The 23131-nt window shown below is 68.5% G+C and carries 18 protein-coding genes; 13 read left to right on the top strand and 5 right to left on the bottom strand.

The annotated features are described in order from the left end of the window. Positions 1-56: 56 nt before the first annotated feature. From WA640_RS28215 to WA640_RS28190, 6 genes are all read left to right on the top strand, one after another. Positions 57-1016 carry an ABC transporter permease gene (locus WA640_RS28215; RefSeq protein WP_335992214.1) on the top strand — a complete coding sequence of 320 codons (960 nt, stop codon included), beginning with the start codon at positions 57-59 and terminating at the stop codon, positions 1014-1016. After that, a complete protein-coding gene (locus WA640_RS28210; protein ID WP_442904859.1) occupies positions 1010-1942 on the top strand; it encodes a carbohydrate ABC transporter permease in 933 nt (310 codons plus the stop codon). The genes WA640_RS28215 and WA640_RS28210 overlap by 7 nt, the downstream gene beginning before the upstream one ends. A gap of 63 nt (positions 1943-2005) precedes the next feature. Then, positions 2006-3670: an ABC transporter substrate-binding protein gene (locus tag WA640_RS28205; protein ID WP_335992211.1), complete on the top strand. Its 1665-nt coding sequence runs from the start codon at positions 2006-2008 to the stop codon at positions 3668-3670. A 68-nt stretch (positions 3671-3738) separates the two neighbouring features. Next, on the top strand, positions 3739-4446 hold the full coding sequence (locus WA640_RS28200; RefSeq protein ID WP_335992210.1) for a hypothetical protein: 708 nt from the start codon (positions 3739-3741) through the stop codon (positions 4444-4446). Positions 4447-4495: 49 nt separating this feature from the next. Continuing rightward, positions 4496-6184 (top strand): CBM35 domain-containing protein, encoded by a 1689-nt coding sequence (locus WA640_RS28195; protein ID WP_335992209.1) that lies wholly within the window; start codon positions 4496-4498, stop codon positions 6182-6184. Between the two features lie 914 nt (positions 6185-7098). After that, entirely contained in the window at positions 7099-7617 is a 519-nt protein-coding gene (locus tag WA640_RS28190; protein ID WP_335992208.1) for an AAA family ATPase, read from the top strand. 15 nt (positions 7618-7632) lie between these two features. Here the strand turns inward: WA640_RS28190 and WA640_RS28185 are convergent, their stop codons facing one another. The 4 genes from WA640_RS28185 to WA640_RS28170 form a co-directional block, all read right to left on the bottom strand. Then, the gene (locus WA640_RS28185; RefSeq protein ID WP_335992206.1) at positions 7633-7815 is read right to left on the bottom strand and encodes a hypothetical protein; all 183 of its coding nucleotides are present in this window, start codon (positions 7813-7815) and stop codon (positions 7633-7635) included. A gap of 260 nt (positions 7816-8075) precedes the next feature. After that, the gene (locus tag WA640_RS28180; protein WP_335992205.1) at positions 8076-9044 is read right to left on the bottom strand and encodes an ABC transporter substrate-binding protein; all 969 of its coding nucleotides are present in this window, start codon (positions 9042-9044) and stop codon (positions 8076-8078) included. Between the two features lie 50 nt (positions 9045-9094). After that, complete coding sequence (locus tag WA640_RS28175) at positions 9095-10120, bottom strand: ABC transporter permease (RefSeq protein ID WP_335992203.1); 1026 nt, start codon at positions 10118-10120, stop codon at positions 9095-9097. Continuing rightward, positions 10117-11640: a sugar ABC transporter ATP-binding protein gene (locus WA640_RS28170; RefSeq protein ID WP_335992202.1), complete on the bottom strand. Its 1524-nt coding sequence runs from the start codon at positions 11638-11640 to the stop codon at positions 10117-10119. Before WA640_RS28170 ends, WA640_RS28175 begins: the two co-directional genes overlap by 4 nt. Positions 11641-11903: 263 nt before the next feature. Here WA640_RS28170 and WA640_RS28165 point away from each other — a divergent pair, with 263 nt between their 5' ends. After that, a complete protein-coding gene (locus WA640_RS28165) occupies positions 11904-12641 on the top strand; it encodes a FadR/GntR family transcriptional regulator (protein WP_335992201.1) in 738 nt (245 codons plus the stop codon). Between the two features lie 152 nt (positions 12642-12793). On the opposite strand, the gene WA640_RS28160 is transcribed toward WA640_RS28165, so the two are convergent. Continuing rightward, on the bottom strand, positions 12794-13099 hold the full coding sequence (locus tag WA640_RS28160) for a cellulose binding domain-containing protein (protein ID WP_335992216.1): 306 nt from the start codon (positions 13097-13099) through the stop codon (positions 12794-12796). A gap of 220 nt (positions 13100-13319) precedes the next feature. On the opposite strand from WA640_RS28160, the gene WA640_RS28155 reads away from it, so the two are divergent. The 6 genes from WA640_RS28155 to WA640_RS28130 all read left to right on the top strand — a co-directional run bounded on the left by WA640_RS28155 (position 13320) and on the right by WA640_RS28130 (position 23103). Then, the gene (locus WA640_RS28155; protein WP_335992200.1) at positions 13320-15659 is read left to right on the top strand and encodes a glycoside hydrolase family 95 protein; all 2340 of its coding nucleotides are present in this window, start codon (positions 13320-13322) and stop codon (positions 15657-15659) included. A 152-nt stretch (positions 15660-15811) separates the two neighbouring features. Continuing rightward, entirely contained in the window at positions 15812-16789 is a 978-nt protein-coding gene (locus tag WA640_RS28150; RefSeq protein ID WP_335992199.1) for a LacI family DNA-binding transcriptional regulator, read from the top strand. A 172-nt stretch (positions 16790-16961) separates the two neighbouring features. Continuing rightward, the gene (locus WA640_RS28145) at positions 16962-17924 is read left to right on the top strand and encodes an ABC transporter permease (RefSeq protein WP_335992198.1); all 963 of its coding nucleotides are present in this window, start codon (positions 16962-16964) and stop codon (positions 17922-17924) included. 11 nt (positions 17925-17935) lie between these two features. Then, complete coding sequence (locus WA640_RS28140; protein WP_335992197.1) at positions 17936-18898, top strand: carbohydrate ABC transporter permease; 963 nt, start codon at positions 17936-17938, stop codon at positions 18896-18898. Positions 18899-18945: 47 nt separating this feature from the next. Next, positions 18946-20595: a hypothetical protein gene (locus tag WA640_RS28135; protein ID WP_335992195.1), complete on the top strand. Its 1650-nt coding sequence runs from the start codon at positions 18946-18948 to the stop codon at positions 20593-20595. Between the two features lie 84 nt (positions 20596-20679). Further along, complete coding sequence (locus tag WA640_RS28130) at positions 20680-23103, top strand: glycoside hydrolase family 2 protein (protein ID WP_335992194.1); 2424 nt, start codon at positions 20680-20682, stop codon at positions 23101-23103. Positions 23104-23131 lie beyond the last annotated feature (28 nt).

Raw genomic sequence — 23131 nt, 5'->3', positions numbered from 1 at the left:
CCGTCCTCGCCCCGTAACGGGGCGGGGGCAAAGACCACAACGGTGTGGAGTTCTCAATGACGCAACCAATCGACACACAGTTCACCCCCGAACACGACACTCGGCCGCGCGCGACCTTGTCGTGGCGCCGTGCGATCGCCCGCGACTGGCGGCTGTACACGTTCCTGATCGTGCCGCTCGTGTTCCTCGTGGTGTTCAAGTACATTCCGATGCTCGGGAACATCATCGCGTTCAGGCGGTTCCGCCCCGGCGGGTCGATCTTCGGCGACGAATGGGTGGGCTTCTACTACTTCGAAGCGTTCATCACGAACCAGCAGTTCTGGAACGTCTTCTGGAACACGGTGATCCTCGGCGCCCTCACGCTCCTGGTCACCTTCCCGCTCCCGATCATCTTGGCGCTCATGCTCAATGAGCTGCGCTCGCGCCGCTTCAAGCGGATCGTGCAGACGATCTCGTACCTGCCGCACTTCATGTCGATCGTGATCGTCGCCGGTCTCGTGCTGCAACTGACCGCGCTCAACGGCACGGTCAACCAGATCGCCGGGGTGTTCGGCGCCGACCCGGTGCCGTTCATGCAGCGCCCCGAGTGGTTCCGCGCGATCTACGTGTCCTCGGAGGTCTGGCAGACCGTCGGGTGGGGAACCATCCTCTACCTTGCCGCGCTCACCACGATCGACGACCAGCTCTACGAGGCGGCGCGCGTCGACGGCGCCAGCCGTTGGAAGCAGACCTGGCACATCACGCTGCCCGGCATCCGCCCGATGATGATGGTGCTCCTGATCCTGAACATCGGCTCGTTCATGGCCGTGGGCTTCGAGAAGGTGCTGCTGCTGCAGAACCCGCTCATCTACTCGACGGGCGACGTCATCGCGACGTACCTCTACCGCGTCGGCATCCAGTCCGCCCAGTTCTCCTACGGCACGGCGATCGGGCTCTTCGAGGCCGTCATCGGCCTCGTGCTCGTACTGTCCGCGAACGCCCTTTCCCGTCGAATGGTTGGAACCTCGCTATGGTGACCGACAATCTGTCCCCGAAGCGAGACCTCGCCCATGTCCGCCGCGAGACCGGCGTCATCCGCGAGTCGCTCGGCTACCGCGTCTTCCGGGTCGTCAACGTCATCGCGCTCCTGCTGGTGTGCGCCGTGACCCTGTACCCGTTCGTGAACCTCATTGCGAAGGCGTTCTCCTCGGAGGGCTACATCGCAGCGGGCGAGGTGAACCTCATCCCGCGCGGGTTCAACTTCGAGACCTTCCAGGTCGTCTTCGCCGATGAGATGTTCTGGACCAACTACGCGAACACGTTCGTGTACACCGCAGTCGGCACCGTCATCGCCATGGCGATGACCACGACCTACGCCTACGCGCTGAGCAAACCGCACCTGAAGGGCCGCACGTTCTTCGTCGGCATCGCCGTGTTCACGATGTTCTTCGGCGGCGGCCTCATCCCCAACTACATCCTCATCGCCTCCTACCTCGGGTGGCGCAACAGCATCCTCGCGATCGTCGTGCCTGGCGCATTGAGCGTCTTCAACCTGCTCGTGATGAAGTCGTTCTTCGAGAACTTCCCGACCGAGCTCGAAGAGGCGGCGGCCATCGACGGGCTCTCGACCTACGGCGTCTTCTTCCGCGTCGTCCTGCCGCTGTCCAAAGCAGTGCTCGCCACCATGACGCTGTTCTACGCGGTCGGACTCTGGAACTCGTGGTTCAGCGCGTTCCTGTTCATGGACGACAAGTCGATGTTCCCGGTGACCGTGTACCTGCGCAACCTCATCGCCGCCGCGACCGGGACGCCCGAGCTCACCGACGGCGGCGAGGCCGCCCAGGTCGCCTCCAACATCCAGGCGGTGACGATGCTGCTCACCGTCCTGCCGATCATCTGCCTCTACCCGTTCATCCAGCGCTACTTCGTCTCGGGCGTCATGCTCGGGTCGGTCAAGGGCTGAACGCCCGCACCTCTCATTTCCCATCCTCGTCGAACAACGACGTTCCCGAACAGGAGACAAGCAATGCCCATCACCCGCAGAGCCCTCGGCGCACTCGCCGGCATCGCCGCGTGCGATGTCGCCCTCTCCGGCTGCTCCGACGGCCCGAGCGACGACACGGCCGGCGACGTCACCATCGACGACGCCCACTCCGTCGGCGCCATGGACGACTTCGGCGTCGGCACCACCTTCAAGGCGACCGAGCCGGTGACCTTCTCGCTGATGTACCGCGACCACACGAACTACCCCGTCCAGGACGACTGGTCGGTGTTCCACCGGCTCGACGAGGATCACAACGTCACCTTCTCGCGCACCGACATCCCGATGGCCGACTTCGACCAGAAGAAATCCCTCCTCATCGGCAGCGGCGAGGCGACCGACATCATCTCGGTCACTTACGGAGGCACCGAAACGCAGTTCATCTCCGGCGGAGCGATCCTGCCGGTCTCGAACTACTTCCACTACATGCCGAACTTCCAGCAGAAGATCGCCGACTGGGGGCTCGAAGCCGACCTCCAGAACAAGCGCCAGGCCGACGGCCGGATCTACCACCTCCCCGGCGTCCGGGAAGCGCCCGACGTGCAGTACTCGGTCGTGATCCGCGAGGACCTCTGGGAGCGGGCCGGCGTCACCGAAGACCCCGCCACCTGGGAGGAGTTCCAGGAGCAGCTCCAGAAGGTGAAGGACGCGAACCCCGAGATCGACTACGCGATGTCCGACCGCTGGACCGACTCGATCACCCTCGGCTCGCTCCTGAGCGTGATGGCCACGAACTACGACACGATCGCCGGATGGGGCTACGCCAACACCTTCTACGACGAGGACGCCAGCGAGTACGTGTTCACCGGTGCCACCGAGGAGTACAAGGAAGTCGTCACCTACGCCGCCGGGCTCGTGGCCGCCGGCCTGCTCGACCCCGAGGTCACGCAGAACGACGACCAGGCCATCCAGAAGTTCATCTCCGGCCGCTCGGCGACGATCTCGGGGAACACCCAGGCGCTCGCGGAGTACCGGACCAAGTTCGCCGACGCCGGCGCGGGCGACGTCCCCATCCGGCTGATCTCGATCCCCGGCGGACCCGCCGGTTCGAAACTCCCGAGCGGACGCTTCACCTCCGGCCTGCTCATCAGCAGCAAGACCGCCGAACAGCCTTACTTCAAGGCGCTCCTCCAGTTCGTCGACTGGCTCTACTACTCCGACGAGGGCATGGAGTTCGCGCAGTGGGGCGTCGAAGGCGAGACCTTCACCCGCGACGCCGACGGCACCCGGGTGCTCGACGAGGACATCGCGTGGAGCTCGATCAACGTGGGCGCACCGAAGCTCCTGAACGCCGACTACGGCTACAGCAACGGGGTCTTCTGCCTCGCGAACGGCTCCTCGAAGGACCTGGTCTTCTCGATGATGACCGACGAGATCGCCGACTGGACCCAGCGGCAGCTCGACGGCAAGGAGCAGATCCCGACCGCGCCCGCGCCCCTGCTGGACGAGATCGAACTCGAGCAGACCTCGCTGCTCCAGACCCAGCTCACCGATGCCGTCCAAGCCGCGACCGCAGGCTTCATCACGGGCCAGCGGTCCATCGAGGACGACTGGGACGCGTACGTGACCGAAGTCGAAGGACTCGGATCGAGCCAGCTGCTCGAGACGATCAACACGGCGCTTGAACGCGCGCGAAGCGAATCGGAGTGAGTCGGACGCGGTGGACCGGTCGCGTTCGCGCTGCCGGCTCACCGTCACCGAGCTGAAGGAGCATGACCATGAGCGTTCGCCACGGTCCGGACCACGCAGTTTCCGCAGACGAGATCGGCCGCGGCCCCCTCGCGCGCGGCGCCGCCCTCACCTACCGGATGCTCGTGCTCGAGGCGCAACTCTTGCTCGCGGCGAGTCCCACCGTCGTCGCGATCCTTCTGCTCGACCGCGACCCCTCGAATCTGCCGCTGTTCGTCCTGGCGCTGCTGCCGCTGGCCCCCGCTCTGGTGGCCGGGGTGTCGGCGGTCCGCGCCGCGGCCCGCAGCAACGATCTCAGCCCGGGGCGGCACTTCTTCCGCGCCTACCGGCGCGATGTCGGGGCGACCCTGCGGTGGGCCGCGCCGACGCACGTCGTCCTGGCGCTGCTCACCTTCAACCTCGTCCACCTCGACGCGGTCGACGGCGGCGCGGCGATGCGACCGGCCACGCTGATGCTCGCCGGACTCCTGGTCGCCTGGAGCGGCCACATGGTCGTCCTCACGACCGGATTCCGGTTCCGCACCCGCGACGCCGCCCGCATCGCGCTCGCCGAGCTGCTCCCGCGGTGGTCCTTCACCTTGGGGGTGGTCGCGCTGACCGTCGTCGCGGCCTTCGTCGTCGTGGCCGCTTCGGAGGTCCTCCTCCTGCTCCTGCTATGGGCCTTCGTCGGCCTGTTCGCCCTCATGGCCCGCCCCGTGTTCGACGACGCCCGGGCCCGGTTCACCCTCCGCGACTGACCCTGTCCGCGACCTCCGCGCAGGGACCCCTACCGAAAGCGAGAATTCCATGGCAAAGTCGCCATCCGAATCCCCCATCAACCGGCGAGCCCTCTTGGCGAGCGGCGCCGCGGCTGTGCCGCTGACGCTCGGGCTGACCGGAGTACCCGCCCAAGCGGGCCCGGCCTCCCAGCCGCGATCGGTCCTCGTCGAGCCCAAACGCCACCGCCAGCTCATCCGCGGGTTCGGCGGTATGACGCACGCGGGCTGGATCGGCGAACTGACGCCGTCCCAATGCGACACCGTCTTCGACAACGGCGCCGACGACCTCGGCTTCACGGTCCTGCGCATCCCCGTGCCCGAGGACACCGCCGACTGGTCCGCCGACCTCGCCACCGCCCAGGCCGCCGCCGCCAAGGGGGCACTCGTCTTCGCCTCGCCGTGGAACCCGCCGGACGACCTCGCCGAGACGTTCGTGCGCGACGAGATTCCCCACGGCAGCCAGTACGAGGCCGAGAACGCCACGCTCGTCAACGCGCACACGGCGACCGACACCCCCGGCTACCAAGGCGAAGGGTATGTGCGGTTCGACGGCGCCACCGACGCGAGCGTCCAGTTCGAGAACGTCGTCATCGGATCGGCGGGTACCAAGAACCTCGCGTTCAGGTACTCGGCACCCGCAGGAGACGTGCATGTCGACATCCACGTCGCAGGAGCCCTGGTCGCCGAAGGAGTGCTGTTCCCCCGCACCGATGCGGGCACCTGGGTCTGGAAGTCGATCCAGGCCCAGATGACGCCCGGCCAGTGGCCGGTGCAGGTCGTCACGACCGGCGAGGGGGGACCGGACCTCGACTACCTCATGGCCGCGGCCTACACCCCGCCCGGGGAGGCCCGCCGCCTGCGCCACGACGCCTACGGCGCGTACGCCGACCACCTGAACGCCTTCGTGCACCACATGCGCGACAACGGCGTCGAGTTGTACGGCATCTCGGTCCAGAACGAGCCCGACTACGCGCACGAGTGGACCTGGTGGACCACCGAGGAGATGAACCGCTTCCTCCGCGAGTTCGCCGGGCGGATCGACTGCCGCATCATCGCACCAGAGTCCTTCCAGTACGTCAAGCGCGTCTCGGACCCGATCCTCGAAGACCCCGAGGCCCTCGAGAACCTCGACATCCTCGGCGCCCACCTCTACGGCACCGCCGTCGCCGACTTCCCCTACCCGCTCTTCGAGGACAACGGCGCGGACAAGGAACTGTGGATGACCGAGGTCTACCACCCCAACAGCTCCAGCTCGGCGAACCTCTGGCCCGAGGCCCTCAAGGTCGCCGAGCACGTGCACCACGCGATGGTCGACGCCGAGTTCCAGGCGTACGTCTGGTGGTACATCCGCCGCTTCTACGGGCCGCTCCTCGAAGACGGCACGATCAGCAAGCGGGGCTGCATGCTCGCGCACTTCTCGAAGTTCGTGCGACCCGGCCACCACCGCGTCGAGGCCCAGAAGGAGCCGCAGGCGGGCGTCTTCACCTCCGCGTACGCCGACGACGACGGCGGCCTCGTCATCATCGCCGTGAACACCACGACCGCGGCGGCGGACCAGTCGTTCGCGGTGAAGGGCTGCGCGGTCCGCAGCGCGCGGCGGTGGCTCACCGACGCGACGCGCTCCATCGAGGAGCAACCCGCCGTCCCCGGCCGGGGCAACGGCTTCACCGTGCCGCTCCCGCCCGAGAGCGTGACGACCTTCGTGGTGCGGAAGTAGGCGAGCGGCCTCAGCGGTACCGGCCTCTCCCCGGGAGGGGGTCGGTACCGCTGAGGGCAGCGGTACGAGTTTCGTCGGTATCGACGTGAAGGTGAGGCTGATCAGACCATGCCTTGGCGACGAGATGGCAATCTGCGGCGACGCTGCACGGGCGCCGAACTCTCGGAGCGAACAAACCCCGCCGCGATGAGCGGCGGGGCAGGTCGAGACGCGAGTTCGTCAGTTCACGACGAACGTCCTGATGCTGTATGCCGGGAGCTCAGCACTGAACGAGCCGTTGACGATCGGCACGGTGGATACTCACCGCCGAAGCGGCCGCTGCCCTCATAGCGCCCCAGGACTGGGAGCAACGCTCAGCCGGAGACGGCGCCAAGGGACGCCGCTCCTTCCGCTGGGCCTGGATCTACCTGCAACCACCGAACGCCGGCAGACACGCCTCGCTGCTGGCCCGGCGCAACAACGCGACTGGTGAGATCGCCTACTACCTCGCCTGGACCGGGGCACCCGGTCTCGGTCACCGACCTGATCTCGTTGAGCACCAGGTCCGGACCTCGACCTCCTGGCACCGGTGGATCACCCTCGCCACGCTCGCCTTCGCGTTCCTTGCCCTGACCCGCGCCGCTGAAGCCCCACCCAGAGACTTCTGGAACCCCTGCAGCGCGGATCAAGTTCCGCTGACCTGCAACGAGATCCGGCATCTGCTGGTCTGCGTGATCGCTCTCAGGCTCTCCTGGGCGCATCGGATACGGTGGTCGGCCTTGCGCCGTCGCCACCAAGCCGTTGCGAAACGGCTGCACTACGCCCAGCAACTCGCTCTCGCCGCGTGAGTGCTCTCCCGGCAATCGGAGTGAAGCCTCGCAGCCGCGACCACAAATTCGGATGCGGCACCAACCACCCATGAGCAGACTGGGCGGATGAACACCACACTCGGCCCGCTGTACGCCGTATCCGGCGCCCCCGGCTCCGGAAAGTCCACCATCCTCCCGCACCTGCTCAAGACCACTGCGGGAACCGTGGTGATGGACATCGATGAGCTACTCGAAGACGGCCAGCTGCTCGGCATCCCCATCGCCGTCCCTGAAGCAACGCCGATCTGGCCTGCTTACCGGCGCATGTGGCAGCAGATCATCGACATGACCCGCCGGGCCGGACATCCAGTACTGCTTCTGAGTCCCAACACCCCCGACGAGATCCCAATCCCCGGAGCTACCGGCTGCCTGCTACTGGACTGCGCCGACGACCTCCGAGCCGAACGCCTACGAGCGCGTGGTGACAGCGACCGACAGATCGAGGCGGCCTTGGAAGACGCGCGACACTACCGGGGCCTCTTCGACACCATTCTCAAGACTGATGACCTTGAACCGCCGGCCATCGCGGACCAAGTCTTGGCATGGACACGCTCAACGCCAACCACCAGCCCAGGACACCAATAGAGCGAACACCAAGATCTACAACTGGAGTACTAGTCGCCCTTGGAGCCGCAGCCACACGAGCATCAGCGCCACCGCTGCCAGGAGCAGCACGCACGCGGCGAGTTCGGGGAACTCGCTGTGCCACCAGAGGTATCCGGCGACCTGCATCGAGACCACCGCGATCAGGCAGAAGTTCGCTCCGACGACGGCAGCCGTCATCTGTTGACGAGAGCGTGGGGAGACGAAGCGGGGCTGCATGATCAGCGCTTTCGGGGAGGGGGAGCGATGCGATCCGGGCCAAGGATATCGTCACCCGGCAACGAATCAGACTGCTGCAAGCTCTGTCCTGCAAACCTACTGAGACAAGCTCTAATGGGTCGCGAGTTCAATTTCTAAAAGTCTGACATTTCCCAGGTCAGCAACATATGACTGACCTGGGCGCTGTCTTATCTGGATGATTTTGACTAGAATGTAGCTGTTTACTCGTACAGGACTGCTTGGATCTCGGTGTCGTCGATGTTGGTGGCGTCGTACCAGTAGAAGCCGGTGTCGATGGTCTCGGGGAGGTCGTCGCCGTTAATGGCGGCGACGGCGGCCTTGACGGTCTCGTAGCCGATGCCGACCGGGTTCTGGGTGATCGCCCCGGCCATGACGCCGCTGCGGATCGCGTCGATCTGGGCCTGGCCGGAGTCGAAGCCGATGATCTGGATCTCGCCGACGCGGTCGAGTTCCTGGACGGCGTTGATGACGCCGATCGCGGAGCCCTCGTTGGCGCCGTAGATGCCGACCAGGTCGGGGTTGCCCTCGATGATGGCCGTGGCGATGTTGGTGGATTCGAGCTGGTCGCCGGCGCCGTACTGGATGTCGACGATCTCGACGTCGGGGGCGTTCTGCTCGATGTACTCCGCGAAGCCGTCCCGGCGCTGGACGCCGGTGACGCTGGTCTGGTCGTGGACGACGAGGGCGATCTTCCCGGCGCCGCCGATGAGCTCGACCATGTGCTCGGCGGCGAGGGCCGCGGCGGCGAGGTTGTCGGTGGAGGCGGTGGTGACCGGGACGTCGGAGTCGACGCCGGAGTCGAAGGCGATGACGGGGATGCCTCGGCTCTGGGCCTCGGTCATGAGCGGGACCGAGGCCTGGCTGTCGAGCGCGGCGAATCCGATCGCATCGGGGTCGCGGTCCAGGGCGGTCTGGAGCATGTCGATCTGCTGTGCCACTTCGGATTCGGAGTCGGGGCCTTCGAAGGTGATCTCGACGTCGAACTCCTCGGCGGCCTGCTCGGCGCCGTCCTGGACGGCCTGCCAGAACTGGTGCTGGAAGCCCTTGGACACCAGCGCGATGTACGGCTTGTCGGGGTCGAGGCCCTCGGTGGCGTCGTCGGTGCCGCAGCCGGCGATCAGGAGCGCGGCTCCCGGCGCAGTCGCGAGGACGGCTCTGCGTTTCATCATTGGGGTTCTCCGATCGAGAGGGTGTGGAGGTCGTTGCGGGACGGCGGGGTCTACCTGCCCCGGCGGAGGATGTCGATGTAGACGGCGGCGAGGATGACCAGGCCGATGACGACGGACTGCCACTCCTGCGGGATGGACATGATCCGCAGGCCGTTGGTGACGGTGCCGACGATGAGGGCGCCGATGAGCGTGCCGACGATGCTGCCCTTGCCGCCTTGCAGGGAGGTGCCGCCGATGACGACGGCGGCGATCGCCTGGAGCTCGTATCCGATGCCCAGCGCCGGCTGCGCGGAGTTGAGCCGGGCCGCGAGCACGACGCCGGCGATGCCCATGAAGCACCCCGAGAGCGTGTAGACGGCGATCTTCCACTTGCGCACGGCGATCCCGGACAGGCTCGCGGCCTCTTCGTTGCTGCCGATGGCGAAGGAGTAGCGGCCCAGGAGCGTCTTCCCGAGGATGAGGGCGGCGATCGCGGTGAGCGCGAACAGGATGAGCACGGCGTTGGGCAGGCGCACGCCCGGTACGAGCGAGGCCAGGGAGATGTCGGTGAACCCGGGCACGTCGGTGAAGTAGATCGGCGCGGTTCCCGAGATCACGAGGGCGAGCCCCTGCGCGATGAGCATCATCGCGAGGGTCGCGATGAACGGCGGGATCTTGAGCACCGCGATGCCCAGACCGTTCAGGAGGCCGATCAGCGCCCCGGTGAGGATCCCGCCGATGACGCCGACTGCCAGCGGGAGGCCCCAGTTGGCGAGCAGCACGCCGGTCATCACCGCGGCGAGCGTCATGCCGGTGCCCAGGGACAGTTCGATCCCGGAGGTGATGATGACGAACGTCGTGCCGAGCGCGAGGATGCCGATGACGGCCGTCGACAGGAGGATGCCGCTCAGGTTCGACCAGGTCAGGAAGTTCGGATTCGCGATCGCGAAGAAGGCGATGAGGACGATCAGGCTGGCGAAGGCCAGGACCTGCTGGATCTGGCGGCGGACGAGGTCCCAGGGAGACGCGAGGACGCCGCGAGGCGCCGCGCGGACCGCGCCCTCCGGGTTCGTCTGGGCGGTGTCGGCCTGCTTCATGTCGCGATTCCTCCGTGTGCTCCGGCTCGGGTGGCGTAGTCCATGACCGTCCTCTGATCGGCCTCGGTGGCGTCGAGCACGCCGGTGATCCGCCCTTCGCACATGACGGCGATCCGGTGCGCCATGCGCAGGACCTCGGGCAGTTCGGAGGAGATCATGATGATCGACTTCCCTTCGGCGGCGAGCTGGTCGAGGAGCGCGTAAATCTCCTCTTTCGCGCCGACGTCGATCCCGCGGGTCGGCTCGTCGAAGATCAGGACGTCGCAGTCTTTCGCGAGCCACCGGGCGAGGATGACCTTCTGCTGGTTCCCGCCCGAGAGCGACCGCACCGGTGTGCGGATCGAGGGCGTGCGGATGCGCAGCGACTCGACGTACCGCTCGGCGGTGCGCCGGGCCTCGGCGTCGCGCACGAGCCCCAGCGGGTTCGCGTGCTCGGACAGCGAGGAGGCGAGGATGTTGAAGCCGACGTCCTGGTCGAGCATGAGGCCGAACCGCTTGCGGTCCTCCGAGAGGTACCCGATGCGCAGCCGTGCGGCGTCGGCCGGGGTCCTGATCTTCACGGGCCTGCCGCGCACCAGGATGGTGCCGCGCTCGGCGCGGTCGGCGCCGCAGAGGATGCGGGCGACTTCGGTGCGGCCCGCGCCGACGAGGCCGGCGAACCCGAGGATCTCGCCTTCGCGGAGGTCGAAGCCGACATCGTCGAGCAGTCCTTTGGAGCCGAGACCCCGCACCTCCAGCACCACCGGCCGCTCCTCGGCGGTGCGGCGCACGGGCCCCGCGTCGGCGGGGATGTTGCGGCCCACCATGAGCGCGATGACGTGGCGCAGGTCGGCGTCCGCGGTCGGGAGCGTGTCGACGTATTCGCCGTCGCGCAGGACCGTGATCCGGTCGGAGATCTCCTTGAGCTCGTTCAGGCGGTGGGAGATGTAGATGACGCCGGTGCCCTCGTCGCGCATGCCGCGGATGAGCCGGAACAGGTTCGCGGTCTCGGATTCGGTGAGGGCGGCGGTGGGCTCGTCCATGATGAGGATCCTGGCGTCGAAGGACAGCGCCTTCGCGATCTCGACGACCTGCTGCTGGGCGACGAGGAGGTCGGCGACCTTGGTGCGCGGGTCGAGCTCGATCCCGAGTCGGATGAACAGCTCGGCGGTTTGCCGGTTCAGGCGCCGGTCGTCGACCAGCAGGCCGAGGCCGGTGCGCGGTTCCCGTCCGATGTAGATGTTCTCGGCGATCGTCAGGTCGGGCATCAGCGAGAACTCCTGGTGGATGATGCTGATGCCCAGGTCCTGTGCGGCCTTGGGGCTGTCGATGTCGACTTCGCGTCCGTCGACGCGGATGACGCCGGTGTCCTTCTGGTGGATGCCCGCCAGGAGCTTCATCAGGGTGGACTTGCCGGCGCCGTTCTCGCCGACGACCGCGTGGACCTCGCCGGCCCGCAGGTCCAAGTGGACGTCGGACAGTGCTCGGACGCCCGGAAAGCCCTTGGAGATCCCCTCCAGGCTGAGCAGCGGGTCGTGCACGGGTCCTCCAGGGGGAGAGGCGAAGCGGGTGTGGCGGCCGAAGACTGGACGACAGACATCGGATGTCTGGCATCGTAATGAGGGGGCGACCTTGCTGTCAACCATCGACATCTATTGATGTAATTGAGGTCTGTCGACACAAGATGACGTGGGTGTTGCTGGAGTTCGCCGTCGGTTTCAGTCGGTGCCGAGTCTCCTGGGCGCAGACATCGGAGGTCGGATGTTTCTTGCGTGTCCGGAAGCCGGTCGGCGATACTTGCCGCATGTCCCGCACCGACGATGTCGTCAACGGCATCAAGCACATGATCGTCAACGGCGAACTCCGTCCCGGTGAGCGACTCCCGGCCGAGAAGGAGCTCGCCGAGGCGCTCGGTGTGTCACGCGGTTCCCTCCGCGAGGGGGTCCGGGCGCTGTCGCTGCTCGGTGTCCTCGACATCCGGCAGGGCGACGGCAGCTTCGTCACGAGCCTCGACGTCTCCCAACTGCTGGCGCCCATGGGTTTCATGGTCGATCTGCACGGGGAGGGGCAGGCCGGCTACGTCCACGGGTTCCGGCGCCTGCTGGAGGGAGAGGCCGCCCGGATCGCCGCGATGCGGATCACGGATCGGGCGCTCGCCGATGTGCGTGCGCTTCTCGACGGGGCCGAGCCGTTCCTCGACGGCGCGCCGCAGGACCACGAGCGGCTGATGGAGATCGACATCGCCTTCCACCGCGGCATCGCGGCGCACACCGGCGACCCGGTGCTCATCGGCATGATCGAGGCGCTCGCGAGCCGCACCGTCCGGGAGCGTCTGTGGCGCGGCCTCCAAGTGGAAGGCGTCCTCCGTCGCACGCATGAGGAGCACTTGGCGATCTGGCGGGCCCTGCGGGACCGCGATCCCGAGGCCGCGCGGGTGCGCATGGCGAACCACCTGCTGGGCGTCGAGGAGTCGCTGCGGCGGCTGCGGGGGGACGGCCGGCAGCAGGCCGATGCGGTGCCCGAGGTGGAAACAGCGGACTGAGCGCCGCACGCGACGTCTCGCGAGACCGCTTGGGCGCGTGGGAATTCCGAGCGGGGCTGCGAACCACCTGAATCGGTGTGCGGGCCGCTCGTCGCGACCGTGTTCGCCGGAGGCGACGACGGGATCGTGAGCAAGCGGCCCGCACGGCGAGGTCAGCAGTCGATGTCGAGTTCGGCCGCGGGTCCCGATGCGACGAAGCCGAAGACCTCGCGGCTGGCCCCGGCGTCGATCCGGGCGTTCCAGCCGACGTCGGAGGCGGTCACCGTGCGGCCGGACTGCGACCATTGGGCGTTCCAGGCGCTCTGGACCTGCTGGGCTCCCGGCCAGGTCCAGTCGAGGGTCCAGCCGTCGACGCGCTGGTCTCCTGCGGTGACGGTCACGCGCCCCTGCCAGCCCGAGCCCCAGTCGCTGACGGTCTCGACGCTCGCCTGGCACGATCCGGTGGGAGGCTCGTACAGGTCTGCCGGTGCGGGGCCGCGACCGACGGGTCGCCGTAGTTTCGAAAACCGGACCGAAAACTGCGGCTTGGGCCAGCGTATCCATCATATCGAGATAGATCAATATCTATCGGACGATCGTTCGCATAGTGAACGTGCCAGATTTTCGGGCGTCTTGCGGCGGGTCGCTCCACCCATTACCGTGAAGGTTCACGGCGTCAGTGTACGAAGGAGTCCCGCCATGACCCGATCCCGGCCCGGAGTGTTCCGCGGCATCGAAGCCCCAGCTCCCGCCGCGGCGTTCCACGAGGCGTTCCTGCTCGGCAACGGCACGCTCGGTGCGACCGTTCACGGACGGCCGGGCGTCGAGGCGTTCGACCTCAACCTCGACACCCTCTGGTCCGGCGGGCCCCGCCCCGCCGTCGATGACGGTCCCGCGCCGGGGCTGGTCGTCGCCGAGCTGCGAAAGGCGATCGCCGCGGGCGACCACCTGGCTGCCGACCGGCTCGCCCGCGAGCTCCAGGACTCCGGATGGAGCGAGTCCTACCAGCCGATCGGGCGTCTGATCTGGACCTGGGGCTCGGGCGCGGGGACGGGCTACCGGCGACGACTCGATCTCGCCTCTGCGATCGCGACCATCGAGTCCGGACCCGACGCCATGGCGGCGTTCGTGAGCGCCCCCGACGGCGTGCTCGTCGCCGAGGCCGCCGGCCCCGGAACCGTCAGCGCCGAACTCTCTTTCGCGACCCCGCACGAGGGCGCCCGCATCACCCGGTTCGAACTCGACGGCGCGTCCTGGCTCGTGGCGGTCGGCCGCGCTCCCAGTCGGGCCCTGCCCGAGTACGTCGCCGCCGCCGACGCGGTCGTGTACGACGACGCGCCTCCCGACGACGACGGCACCGCCCCGGCGGGCATGGGTTGGGCGCTCGTCGCCGCTGTGGCCGACGGCCGCCTCATCGCCGCGGCCGCCAGCGGCTTCCGCGGCCACGACCGCCGCCCCAGCGCCGACCTGCCCGCGCTCGCCGCCGAGGCCCGCGACCGCGTCCGCGCCGCGCTCGCCCACGACGCCGCAGCCCTTCGCGAGCGCCACACCGCCGACCACGCCGCGCTGTTCGACCGCGTCGAACTGGACCTGTCCCCCTCTGCGGACCCTCGGGCCGCGGCCGCGCAGCGGTACTTCGACTTCGGCCGCTACCTGCTCATCGCCTCCAGCCGCCCCGGGACCCAGGCCGCCAACCTCCAAGGCATCTGGAACACCGACGTGCGACCGGCCTGGAGCTGCAACTACACCACGAACATCAACGTGGAGATGAACTACTGGGGCGCCGAGGCCACCGCCCTCGGCGACGTCCACGAACCGCTCTTCGACCTCGCCCGCGACCTGGCCGACGCCGGACGCGGGACCGCCGCGAACCTGTACCGCGCCTCGGGGTCGGCGGTCCACCACAACACCGACATCTGGCGGTTCACCGCACCGGTCGAGGGCGAGCCGCGCTGGTCCAACTGGCAGTCGGGGCTCACCTGGATCGCCGCGCACCTGGGCGACCGCCTCGACTACCGCTGGGACGAGGACTTCGCGCGCGCCACGGCGCTGCCGGTCACCCGCGCGGCCGTCGAACTCGTGCTCGACCTCCTCGTGGAGGACGACGACGGGCGCCTCCTCGTCAGCCCCTCCACCTCGCCCGAGCACAACTTCACCGGGACGCACGGCGAGACCGCCGTGACCGCCGGCTGCGCCCTCGACCAGGAGCTCGCGGCGCAGATCCTCGACCGGTACGCCTTGCTCGCAGAGCGACTCGGCGTCGAGGACGACCTCGCCGAGCGCGCCCGGTCCTCCCGCGACCGCCTCGGCCTGCCCGACCTCGACGCCGCCGGACTGCTCGCCGAATGGCCCGGCGGCCTCCAGCCAAGCGAGACCGACCACCGCCACCTCTCCCACCTGTACGGCGCCTACCCGGGCGCCCGCATCACCGAGACCAGGGCTCCAGCGGAGTTCGAGGCCGTGCGCAAATCGCTCCGCCTGCGACTGGACGGGGCCGGGGAGCATCCGGGATGGAGCAAGGCATGGGCACTCTGCCTGGCCGCGCGCCTGCGCGAACCCGAACTGGCCGAGCACCTCATCGACATCCTCGCCAGCCGGATCGCCTCGCCCTCGCTCATGAACCTCTACCCCGACCACCGCAACCCCGGCGGATCGGTGTTCCAGATCGACGGCAACCTCGGCGGCCTCGCCGGACTCGCCGAGCTGCTCCTCCAGAGCCACGACGGCGCCCTGTCGCTGCTGCCGACGCTCCCGAGGTCCTGGCCCGCCGGCACGGTCTCGGGCCTGCGCGGGCGCGGCGCGCGGACCGTCGACCTGGCTTGGACCGAGGGCGCGCTCGTCAGTGCGCGCATCGATGCCGAGACCGACGAGGACATCGTGGTCGAGGTCGACGCGGACCTGCGCTTCACCGTCGAGACCGGCGGCCTCCCGGTGACGGCGGAGCGAGTGGAGGCCGCGCCGCAGGGCCGCGCCCGCTGGCGCTGGCGCACCGAGGCGGGCGCCGTCCACGTCCTCAATGCTTGCCGGGCGAGGAAATGAGCGGTACCGTGAAGGTTCACGAACGATGCGACCGCTTCCATCCCACGTGATCGGACCGCCTCGGATCCGCAGCACCCGAGGCGGTCCGATCCGGCCGGGCGTCAATACGATGGGCGCATCAGTCGAAGAAGGGCGGAACAGTGGCCAAACGGGTGACGATCCTTGACGTCGCGGCCGAGGCGGGCGTGTCGCGGCAGACCGTGACCCGCGCGATGAACGACATGGGCGACATCAGCACCGCGACGCGCGAGAAGGTGCTCGCGGCGGCCGAACGCCTCGGATACCGCCCCAGCCGGTTCGCGCGCAGCCTGGTGACGCGGGAGAAGACCCACGCGCTCGGGCTCGTGGTCGCCTCGTTCCGGAACCCGTACTACACGGACATCGCGGCCGACCTCCTCGCGGCCGCCGCCGATCGCGGCTGGCAGGTCATCATCGCGGCCTCGGAGGACGGCGCCCCCGAGACGCTCGAACTCCTGTCGAGCCAGGTCGACGTCGCGGTGGGCCACTTCGGGGGGACGGACGCCGCGCTCGTCGAGGCGAGCCACGGCATTCCGGTGGTCCGACTGGAGGCGCCGAGCCGCACACCGGGAGTGCACTCGGTCGAACTCGACCTGGAGTCGGGCCTCGCGGAGGCGATCGGTGCGCTGGCGGCCAGGGGCTCCCGGCGCTTCGGCATGGTCGACTCCGCCTACACCGAGAAGTCGCTCGGGGCCTACGAGCCCTCTCCGCGGCGAGTGTGGTTCGAGGAGCAGGCCGGAGACCGGCTCACCGGGGTCGTCGTGGGGGAGGAGACCATCTCCGGCGGCGGCCGCGCGTTCGCCGAGCTGCTGGAGCGGCACCCCGACACCGACACCGTGCTCATGTTCAACGACCTCATGGCGCTCGGCGCGGTGCAGAGCGCGCACGCCTTCGGCATCGACGTCCCCGGCCGGGTCAGGGTGGTCGGGATAGACGGCCTCGCTCTCGGCGAAGCGGTCGATCCGCAGCTCACCACGATCGCACTCGACCGCGAGGGCCTGGCGTCGAACACCATGGACATCGTCGAGATCCTGGCGAAGGCCCAGTTCGCGAGGCTCGACCCGATCCGTCGCAGTGTCCGGTCGAAGCTGTTGTGGCGGGCCTCGGCCTAAGCTCGAAAACTTTGTTTCGGGAGCTTGACAAGGACACGTCACACCAATAACGTGAACCTTCACGGGAATTCCCGTGAAGGTTCACGGGCCGTTTCCGTGCCGATCACGAAGGAGTGATTGCGGTGATTCCACAGCAGACACCGTTCGCGCCCCGAGCCGAAGCGGCGCCGGCATGACGGCGGTGATCGACCGCCCGAAGACGACGACCGGGTCGGCTCGGCCGTCCAAGCGCGCGTCCCTGCGCCACCGCATCCGTCGGCACTGGACGCTCTACGTGCTCATCGCGGCACCGGTCCTCTACTTCGCTGTCTTCAAGTACGTGCCCATGGCGAACGCCGTCATCGCGTTCAAGGACTACAACGTCGTCCAGGGCATCTGGGGCAGCCCCTGGGTCGGGTTCGAGCACTTCGAGCGGTTCTTCGCCAACCCGGTGTTCTGGACCCTGATCCGCAACACGCTCCTGCTCAGCCTGTACGCGCTGCTCGCCGGGTTCCCGATCCCGATCCTCCTTGCGCTGGCGCTCAACGAGATCCGCCTGCGCTGGTTCAAGCGGACCGTCCAGATGGTCACCTACGCGCCGCACTTCATCTCGACGGTCATCGTGGTGTCGATGGCGATCCTCATCTTCTCGCCGCGGGTCGGCCTGGTCGGCGACATCACCGGGTTCTTCGGCGTCCCCGAGACCAACTACCTCGGCGACCCCGGGTTCTTCCGCCACATCTACGTCTGGAGCGACGTCTGGCAGACCGCCGGGTACTCCGCCATCATCTACATGGCCGCCCTCTCCGGCATCAACCCCAGCCTCTATGAGGCCGCGCGCATGGACGGCGCGAGCCGCCTCCGCAAGATCTGGCACATCGACCTGCCCGGGATCGCCCCGACGATCGTGGTCGTGCTCATCCTCAGCGTCGGGTCCATCATGGCCGTCGGCTTCGAGAAGGCGTTCCTGCTCCAGAACCCGCTCAACCTCTCGCAGTCGGAGATCATCGCGACCTACACGTACAAGATCGGCCTGCTCAACGCCGACTTCAGCATGTCCACCGCGATCGGCATGTTCAACTCCGTGGTCAACCTCGTGCTCCTGCTCGGAGTCAACACCGTCTCCAAGCGCGTGACCGGCAGCGGACTGTGGTGAAGGAGAAAGCGATGACCCTGACCTCGATCCCTGCGCCCGGGACGGACGACGACACCGCCGCGCCCGGACGCCGCCCCCGGCGGCGATCCTCGAACCGCGTCCACGACACGCTGGTGGACCGCGTGTTCATGGCGGCCGTCTACCTGCTCTTGGCGGTCTTCCTCGTCGTGATCCTGGTGCCGCTCGCGAACATCGTCGCCAGCTCCTTCTCCAGTCCCGCCGCCGTCAGCTCCGGACGCGTCCTCCTGTGGCCGGTCGACTTCTCGCTCCTGGGCTACCAGACCGTCCTGAGCGACCCGGCGATCCTGCGCGGCTTCGCGAACTCGCTGTTCTACACCGTCGCGGGCACGCTGCTCAGCGTCGCGCTCACGGTCGCGATCGCCTACCCGCTCTCGCGAATGGACTTCGTCGGCCGCAAGCTCCTCATCGGCGGCGTCCTGTTCACGATGCTGTTCTCCGGCGGCCTGATCCCGACCTACCTGGTCGTCCAGTCGCTGAACATGCTCGACACGCCCTGGGCCATGATCGTGCCCGGCGCGATCGGCGCCTGGCAGGTCCTCATCGCCATGACGTTCTTCCGCTCCCAGGTGCCCGACGAGCTCTACGAGGCCGCGCAGCTCGACGGCTCGGGCGACCTCCGGTTCCTCTGGTCGGTCGTCCTGCCGCTGTCGAAGCCGCTGATCGCCGTCGTCGCGCTCATGTACGCGGTCGTGCAGTGGAACTCCTACTTCGACGCGCTCATCTACCTGCGCAGCGACGACCTCTACCCGCTCCAGCTGGTGCTGCGGAACATCCTCATCCTCAACACCTCCTCGGGCGGCATGGAGGTCGCCGAGCAGCTCGAACGCCAGCAGCTCGCCGACCTCATGAAGTACTCCCTCATCGTCGTCTCCTCGGTGCCGGTGCTCCTCGTGTACCCGTTCGTGGCCCGCCACTTCACCAAGGGCGTCATGATCGGCGCCGTGAAGGGCTGAGGCGTCCGACGACTCGCAACGAATCCCTCGCAAGAAAGGCAAGTCCCATGCAACGCATAGTCCTTCGCACCACGGCGGCCGCGGCCGCACTGGCGGTGGCGGGCGGCGCCCTCGCCGCCTGCTCCAGCGAACCCGAGACGTCGCCGGAAGGCGTCATCACGATCTTCGCGCCGCAATGGCCCGAGCAGGACCTGAACGACAGCGCGTTCACGAAGATCCTCGAAGACAAGTTCGACGTGGACCTCCAGTTCGAGACCACCGTCTACGACGCGGCCGCCGCGGCGGAGAAGCGCCAGATCTCCCTCGCCAGCGGCGACTACCCGGACGCCTACATGCTCGTCCCGTGGAACGACCAGTTCAGCCGCGAAGAACTGCTGAAGCTCGGGGACCAGGGCGTCATCGTCCCGCTCGACGACCTCATCGCCGAGCACGCCCCGAACATCACCGCGGCCTTCGACAAGGTACCCGAGTACGCCCAGCTCGCCGCCGGATCCGACGGCACCATCTGGGGCCTGCCGCAGTGGAACGACTGCTTCCACTGCTCCTACACCAGCAAGCTGTGGATCAACACCGCCTGGCTCGACGCGGTCGGGATGGACCAGCCCACCACCCCCGAGGAGCTGCGCGAGGTCCTGCGGGCGTTCAAGACCCAGGACCCCAACGGCAACGGCGAGGCCGATGAAATCCCGCTGTCCGGCTCCACCGGCTACTCGATCCTGCCGTACCTGATGGACCCGTTCATCTACATGCCGACCTCCGACCCCACCGGCGCGCAGCCCGCGTCGCTGGCGCTCGACGGTGACCAGGTGACCCTCCAGGCCCGCCAGGACGGCTGGCGCGAGGGGCTGGCGTACGTCCGCTCGCTGTGGGAGGAGGGCCTGATCGACGACGCCTCGTTCACGCAGAACCCCGACGCGCTCCGCACCAAGGGCGAGAACCCCGACGCGACGATCATCGGGGCCTCGGTGATCCAGAACCCGGCCAACTTCATCAGCATCGGCCTGGAGGACGAGCGCAACGCCGACTACGACCCGGTGGCCCCGCTGACCGGCCCGAACGGCTCGCCGGCCTCCTGGGTCAGCGGCAGCATCCCCGGCGCGACCTTCGTCATCACCAACAAGGCCAGCGAGGCCAAGCAGACCCAGCTCATCGAGATCCTCGACTACATCTACACCTACGAGGGCCACCTCCTGGGCGAGTTCGGCACCGAGGGCGTCAACTGGGCCGCACCCGAAGAGGGCGACGTGCCCCTCGACGAGAGCGTCGACCCCCTGTTCAAGATCCTGCCCGGGGACCCCGACAACGAGGAGGGCCAGAACACCTCCTGGGGCGCGATGACGCAGTACTTCAGCGACGCCGAGTTCCGCGGCGGGCAGGTCGTCGGCACCGACATCTACTCGCTCGACGGCGTCGAGCGGCGGCTGTTCGAGGCCACCGAGCTGTACGCGGCGAACAAGCCCGCCGAGGCGTTCCCGTACTGGAACGTGTGGGTGACCGGCGACGCCGCCGACGAGCTCGCGACCATTCAGACCAATGTGGAGAGCGCCGTCGCGCAGGCGAGCGCCGAATTCGTCTCCGGCGCCCGTGACATCTCCGACGACGCCGCCTGGGACGCGTTCCAGGCCGAGCTCGACACCTACGGCGCCGACCGCTACGTCGAGATCTACCAAGCGGCCTGGGACGACACGGACCACTAGCCGCAACCGCCTCCTCCCCGCGGACCGCCCGCCGTTCAACGGGCGGCCCGCCCCAGCACCCGACCCTTCTGGAAGGCCCACCGCATGATCCGCGAACAGCGCTTCATCAACGACGACTGGCGGTTCGCCTACGGCGAGCACCCCGGAGCCGAGACCGAGGAACCCGACTCGGACTGGTACGACGTCGGCCTGCCCCACTCCTTCGACCTGCCCGACTTCCGCGAGCAGCGCTTCTACGTCGGGTACGGCTGCTACCGCCGCGTCCTCGACGTCGACGCGGCCTGGCTCGGCTCGTGGATCGCCCTGGAGTTCCTCGGCGTCTTCCAGGTCTGCGAGGTGTTCGTCAACGGCCGCTTCGCCGGGCGCCACGAAGGCGGCTACACGCCGTTCACCGTGGACGTCTCCGATCTGGTGGCCGAGGGCGGCAACGACGTGCTCGTCCGCGTGGACAACCACTGGAACCCGCGCCTGGCCCCGCGCGCGGGCGACTACAGCTTCAACGGCGGGATCTACCGCGACGTCAGCGTCGTCGTCGCCGACCGGGTCCGCATCGACTGGCACGGCCTCGGCGTCACCACCCCCGAGGCCGGCGCCGAGCGCGCCACCGTGGCGGCCGAGATCGAGGTCGTCAACGACGAACCGCACCCCGTCGAGGTCGAAGTCGCCGCCGTCGTCGCCGACGTGAGCCGCCCGGTCCTCACGCTCGCACCGGTGCGCCGCACCGTCCCGGCGCAATCGAGGACCACAGTGGAACTCGCCGGTGCGCTCGACCGCCCGCTGCTGTGGCACCCCGACCACCCGCACCTGTACCGGCTCACCGCCTCAGTCGCCGTCGGCGGCGAAGTCCGCGACATCCAGTCCACCGCGTTCGGAGTGCGCTGGTTCGAGTTCACCGCCGACCGGGGCTTCTTCCTCAACGGCGAGCACCTCGACCTCCACGGCGCCAACGTCCACCAGAACCGCGGCGGCTGGGGCGACGCCGGGACCCGGGCCGGCATCCGCCGCGACATCGCGATGGTGAAGTCCATGGGCATGAACATGATCCGCGGCTCCCACTACCCGCACCACCCCTACTTCGCGGAGGAGTGCGACCGGCAGGGCGTCCTGTTCTGGTCCGAACTCCACTTCTGGGGCATGGGCGGGGAGAACACCGAGGGCTACTGGTACGCCAGCGCCTACCCCGTCGATGAGGCCGATGAGCCGGAGTTCGAGGAGAGCCTGCGCCGCGCCCTGCGGGAGATGATCCGCAGTCACCGCAACCACCCGAGCATCGTCGTCTGGAGCATCGGCAACGAGGCGTTCTTCAGCGACGACGCCGTCATCGACAAGGCCAAGGCCCTCACCGTCGAACTCGTGGCGCTGGCGAAGAAGCTCGACCCGACCCGGCCCGCCGCGGTCGGCGGCGCCCAGCGCAAGGGCTTCGACGTGCTCGGCGACATCGCCGGGTACAACGGCGACGGCGCCGAACTCTTCCACGACCCCGGCATCCCGAACCTGGTGAGCGAGTACCACGGCTCCCGCGGCCGCGGCCCGGGGGAGTACGAAGTGGAGTGGGAGCACGGCGTCGAAGTCGACTACCCGTGGCGCTCAGGGAAGCTCTTCTGGTGCGCCTTCCACTACAAGTCGGTCGCCGACGGCGCGGGCCTCCAGGGCCTCGTCGACTACTTCCGGATCCCGCGGCGCTCCTACCACTGGTACCGCGAGAAGCTCCTCGGCATCACGCCGCCGCGGTTCCCCCGGCCGGGTGCCGCCGCCGAACTTCGCCTGCGCGCCGACACCGACACGATCCCGACCGACGGGACCGGGGACGCGCACCTGGTGGTCGAGTTCTTCGACGCCGCGGGCGAGCGCGTCGCCGAGGACCGGTCGGTGACGCTCACCGTCGTCGAGGGCGGCGGCCTGTTCCCCTCGGGGCGCAGCATCACGCTCGGCCCTGAGACCGACAGCGTCAACGACGGCGCGGCGGCCGTCGACTTCCGCTCCTACATCCCAGGGCCGCAGCACATCCGCGCGACCTCGGTCGGCCTCGAACCCGTGGAGCTGATGCTCACCGCGACCGGTGACAACCGGCCGCGGCGGACGCCGCGGCTCGCCCCGGCGGCCCCGTACGTGACCGAGCCGCCGGAGGGCAGCGGCAACGCGTCGCTCGCGGCGTACCGTCCGGTCGCCGCGAGCAGCGCGCTCCCCGGTTGTCCAGGCGGGAATGCGACCGACCCGGACCCGCAGACCGCCTGGAGGTCCGCCGACCGCGGCCCGGGCCAATGGCTGCGCGCCAGCCTCGAATTCCCGTACGACATCGAGCGGGTCGAAGTGGTGTTCGCGGAGGCGCCGACCGGCCCGTGGCTCATCGAGTCCAGTGCCGACGGCCGAGTGTTCGAGCCGCTGCACGAAGGCGGCGCGGGCACCGCGCCGCTGGTGGAGCTGAACTTCCCTGCCAGGAAGGCGATCGCCGTCCGACTGCGGTACCCGGAGGCGCCGCTCGACGTGCAGGAGATCCGCGTCTACTAACCGCCGCAGGCGCCCGTGCACACGTCGG

It is taken from the genome of Glycomyces sp. MUSA5-2, assembly GCF_037034145.1.
GTDB lineage: Bacteria > Actinomycetota > Actinomycetes > Mycobacteriales > Micromonosporaceae > Glycomyces > Glycomyces artemisiae.
The sequence above is the reverse complement of the archived record's forward strand: the minus strand, read 5'-3'. Positions and strand labels throughout refer to the sequence as shown.

What these genes read in the sequence shown, in the direction of transcription:
- WA640_RS28215 (WP_335992214.1), top strand. Translation starts at nt 57, where the DNA reads ATGACGCAACCAATCGACACACAGTTCACCCCCGAACACGACACTCGG.
- WA640_RS28210 (WP_442904859.1), top strand. Translation starts at nt 1,010, where the DNA reads ATGGTGACCGACAATCTGTCCCCGAAGCGAGACCTCGCCCATGTCCGC.
- WA640_RS28205 (WP_335992211.1), top strand. Translation starts at nt 2,006, where the DNA reads ATGCCCATCACCCGCAGAGCCCTCGGCGCACTCGCCGGCATCGCCGCG.
- WA640_RS28200 (WP_335992210.1), top strand. Translation starts at nt 3,739, where the DNA reads ATGAGCGTTCGCCACGGTCCGGACCACGCAGTTTCCGCAGACGAGATC.
- WA640_RS28195 (WP_335992209.1), top strand. Translation starts at nt 4,496, where the DNA reads ATGGCAAAGTCGCCATCCGAATCCCCCATCAACCGGCGAGCCCTCTTG.
- WA640_RS28190 (WP_335992208.1), top strand. Translation starts at nt 7,099, where the DNA reads ATGAACACCACACTCGGCCCGCTGTACGCCGTATCCGGCGCCCCCGGC.
- WA640_RS28185 (WP_335992206.1), bottom strand. Translation starts at nt 7,815, where the DNA reads ATGACGGCTGCCGTCGTCGGAGCGAACTTCTGCCTGATCGCGGTGGTC.
- WA640_RS28180 (WP_335992205.1), bottom strand. Translation starts at nt 9,044, where the DNA reads ATGATGAAACGCAGAGCCGTCCTCGCGACTGCGCCGGGAGCCGCGCTC.
- WA640_RS28175 (WP_335992203.1), bottom strand. Translation starts at nt 10,120, where the DNA reads ATGAAGCAGGCCGACACCGCCCAGACGAACCCGGAGGGCGCGGTCCGC.
- WA640_RS28165 (WP_335992201.1), top strand. Translation starts at nt 11,904, where the DNA reads ATGTCCCGCACCGACGATGTCGTCAACGGCATCAAGCACATGATCGTC.
- WA640_RS28155 (WP_335992200.1), top strand. Translation starts at nt 13,320, where the DNA reads ATGACCCGATCCCGGCCCGGAGTGTTCCGCGGCATCGAAGCCCCAGCT.
- WA640_RS28145 (WP_335992198.1), top strand. Translation starts at nt 16,962, where the DNA reads ATGACGGCGGTGATCGACCGCCCGAAGACGACGACCGGGTCGGCTCGG.
- WA640_RS28140 (WP_335992197.1), top strand. Translation starts at nt 17,936, where the DNA reads ATGACCCTGACCTCGATCCCTGCGCCCGGGACGGACGACGACACCGCC.
- WA640_RS28135 (WP_335992195.1), top strand. Translation starts at nt 18,946, where the DNA reads ATGCAACGCATAGTCCTTCGCACCACGGCGGCCGCGGCCGCACTGGCG.
- WA640_RS28130 (WP_335992194.1), top strand. Translation starts at nt 20,680, where the DNA reads ATGATCCGCGAACAGCGCTTCATCAACGACGACTGGCGGTTCGCCTAC.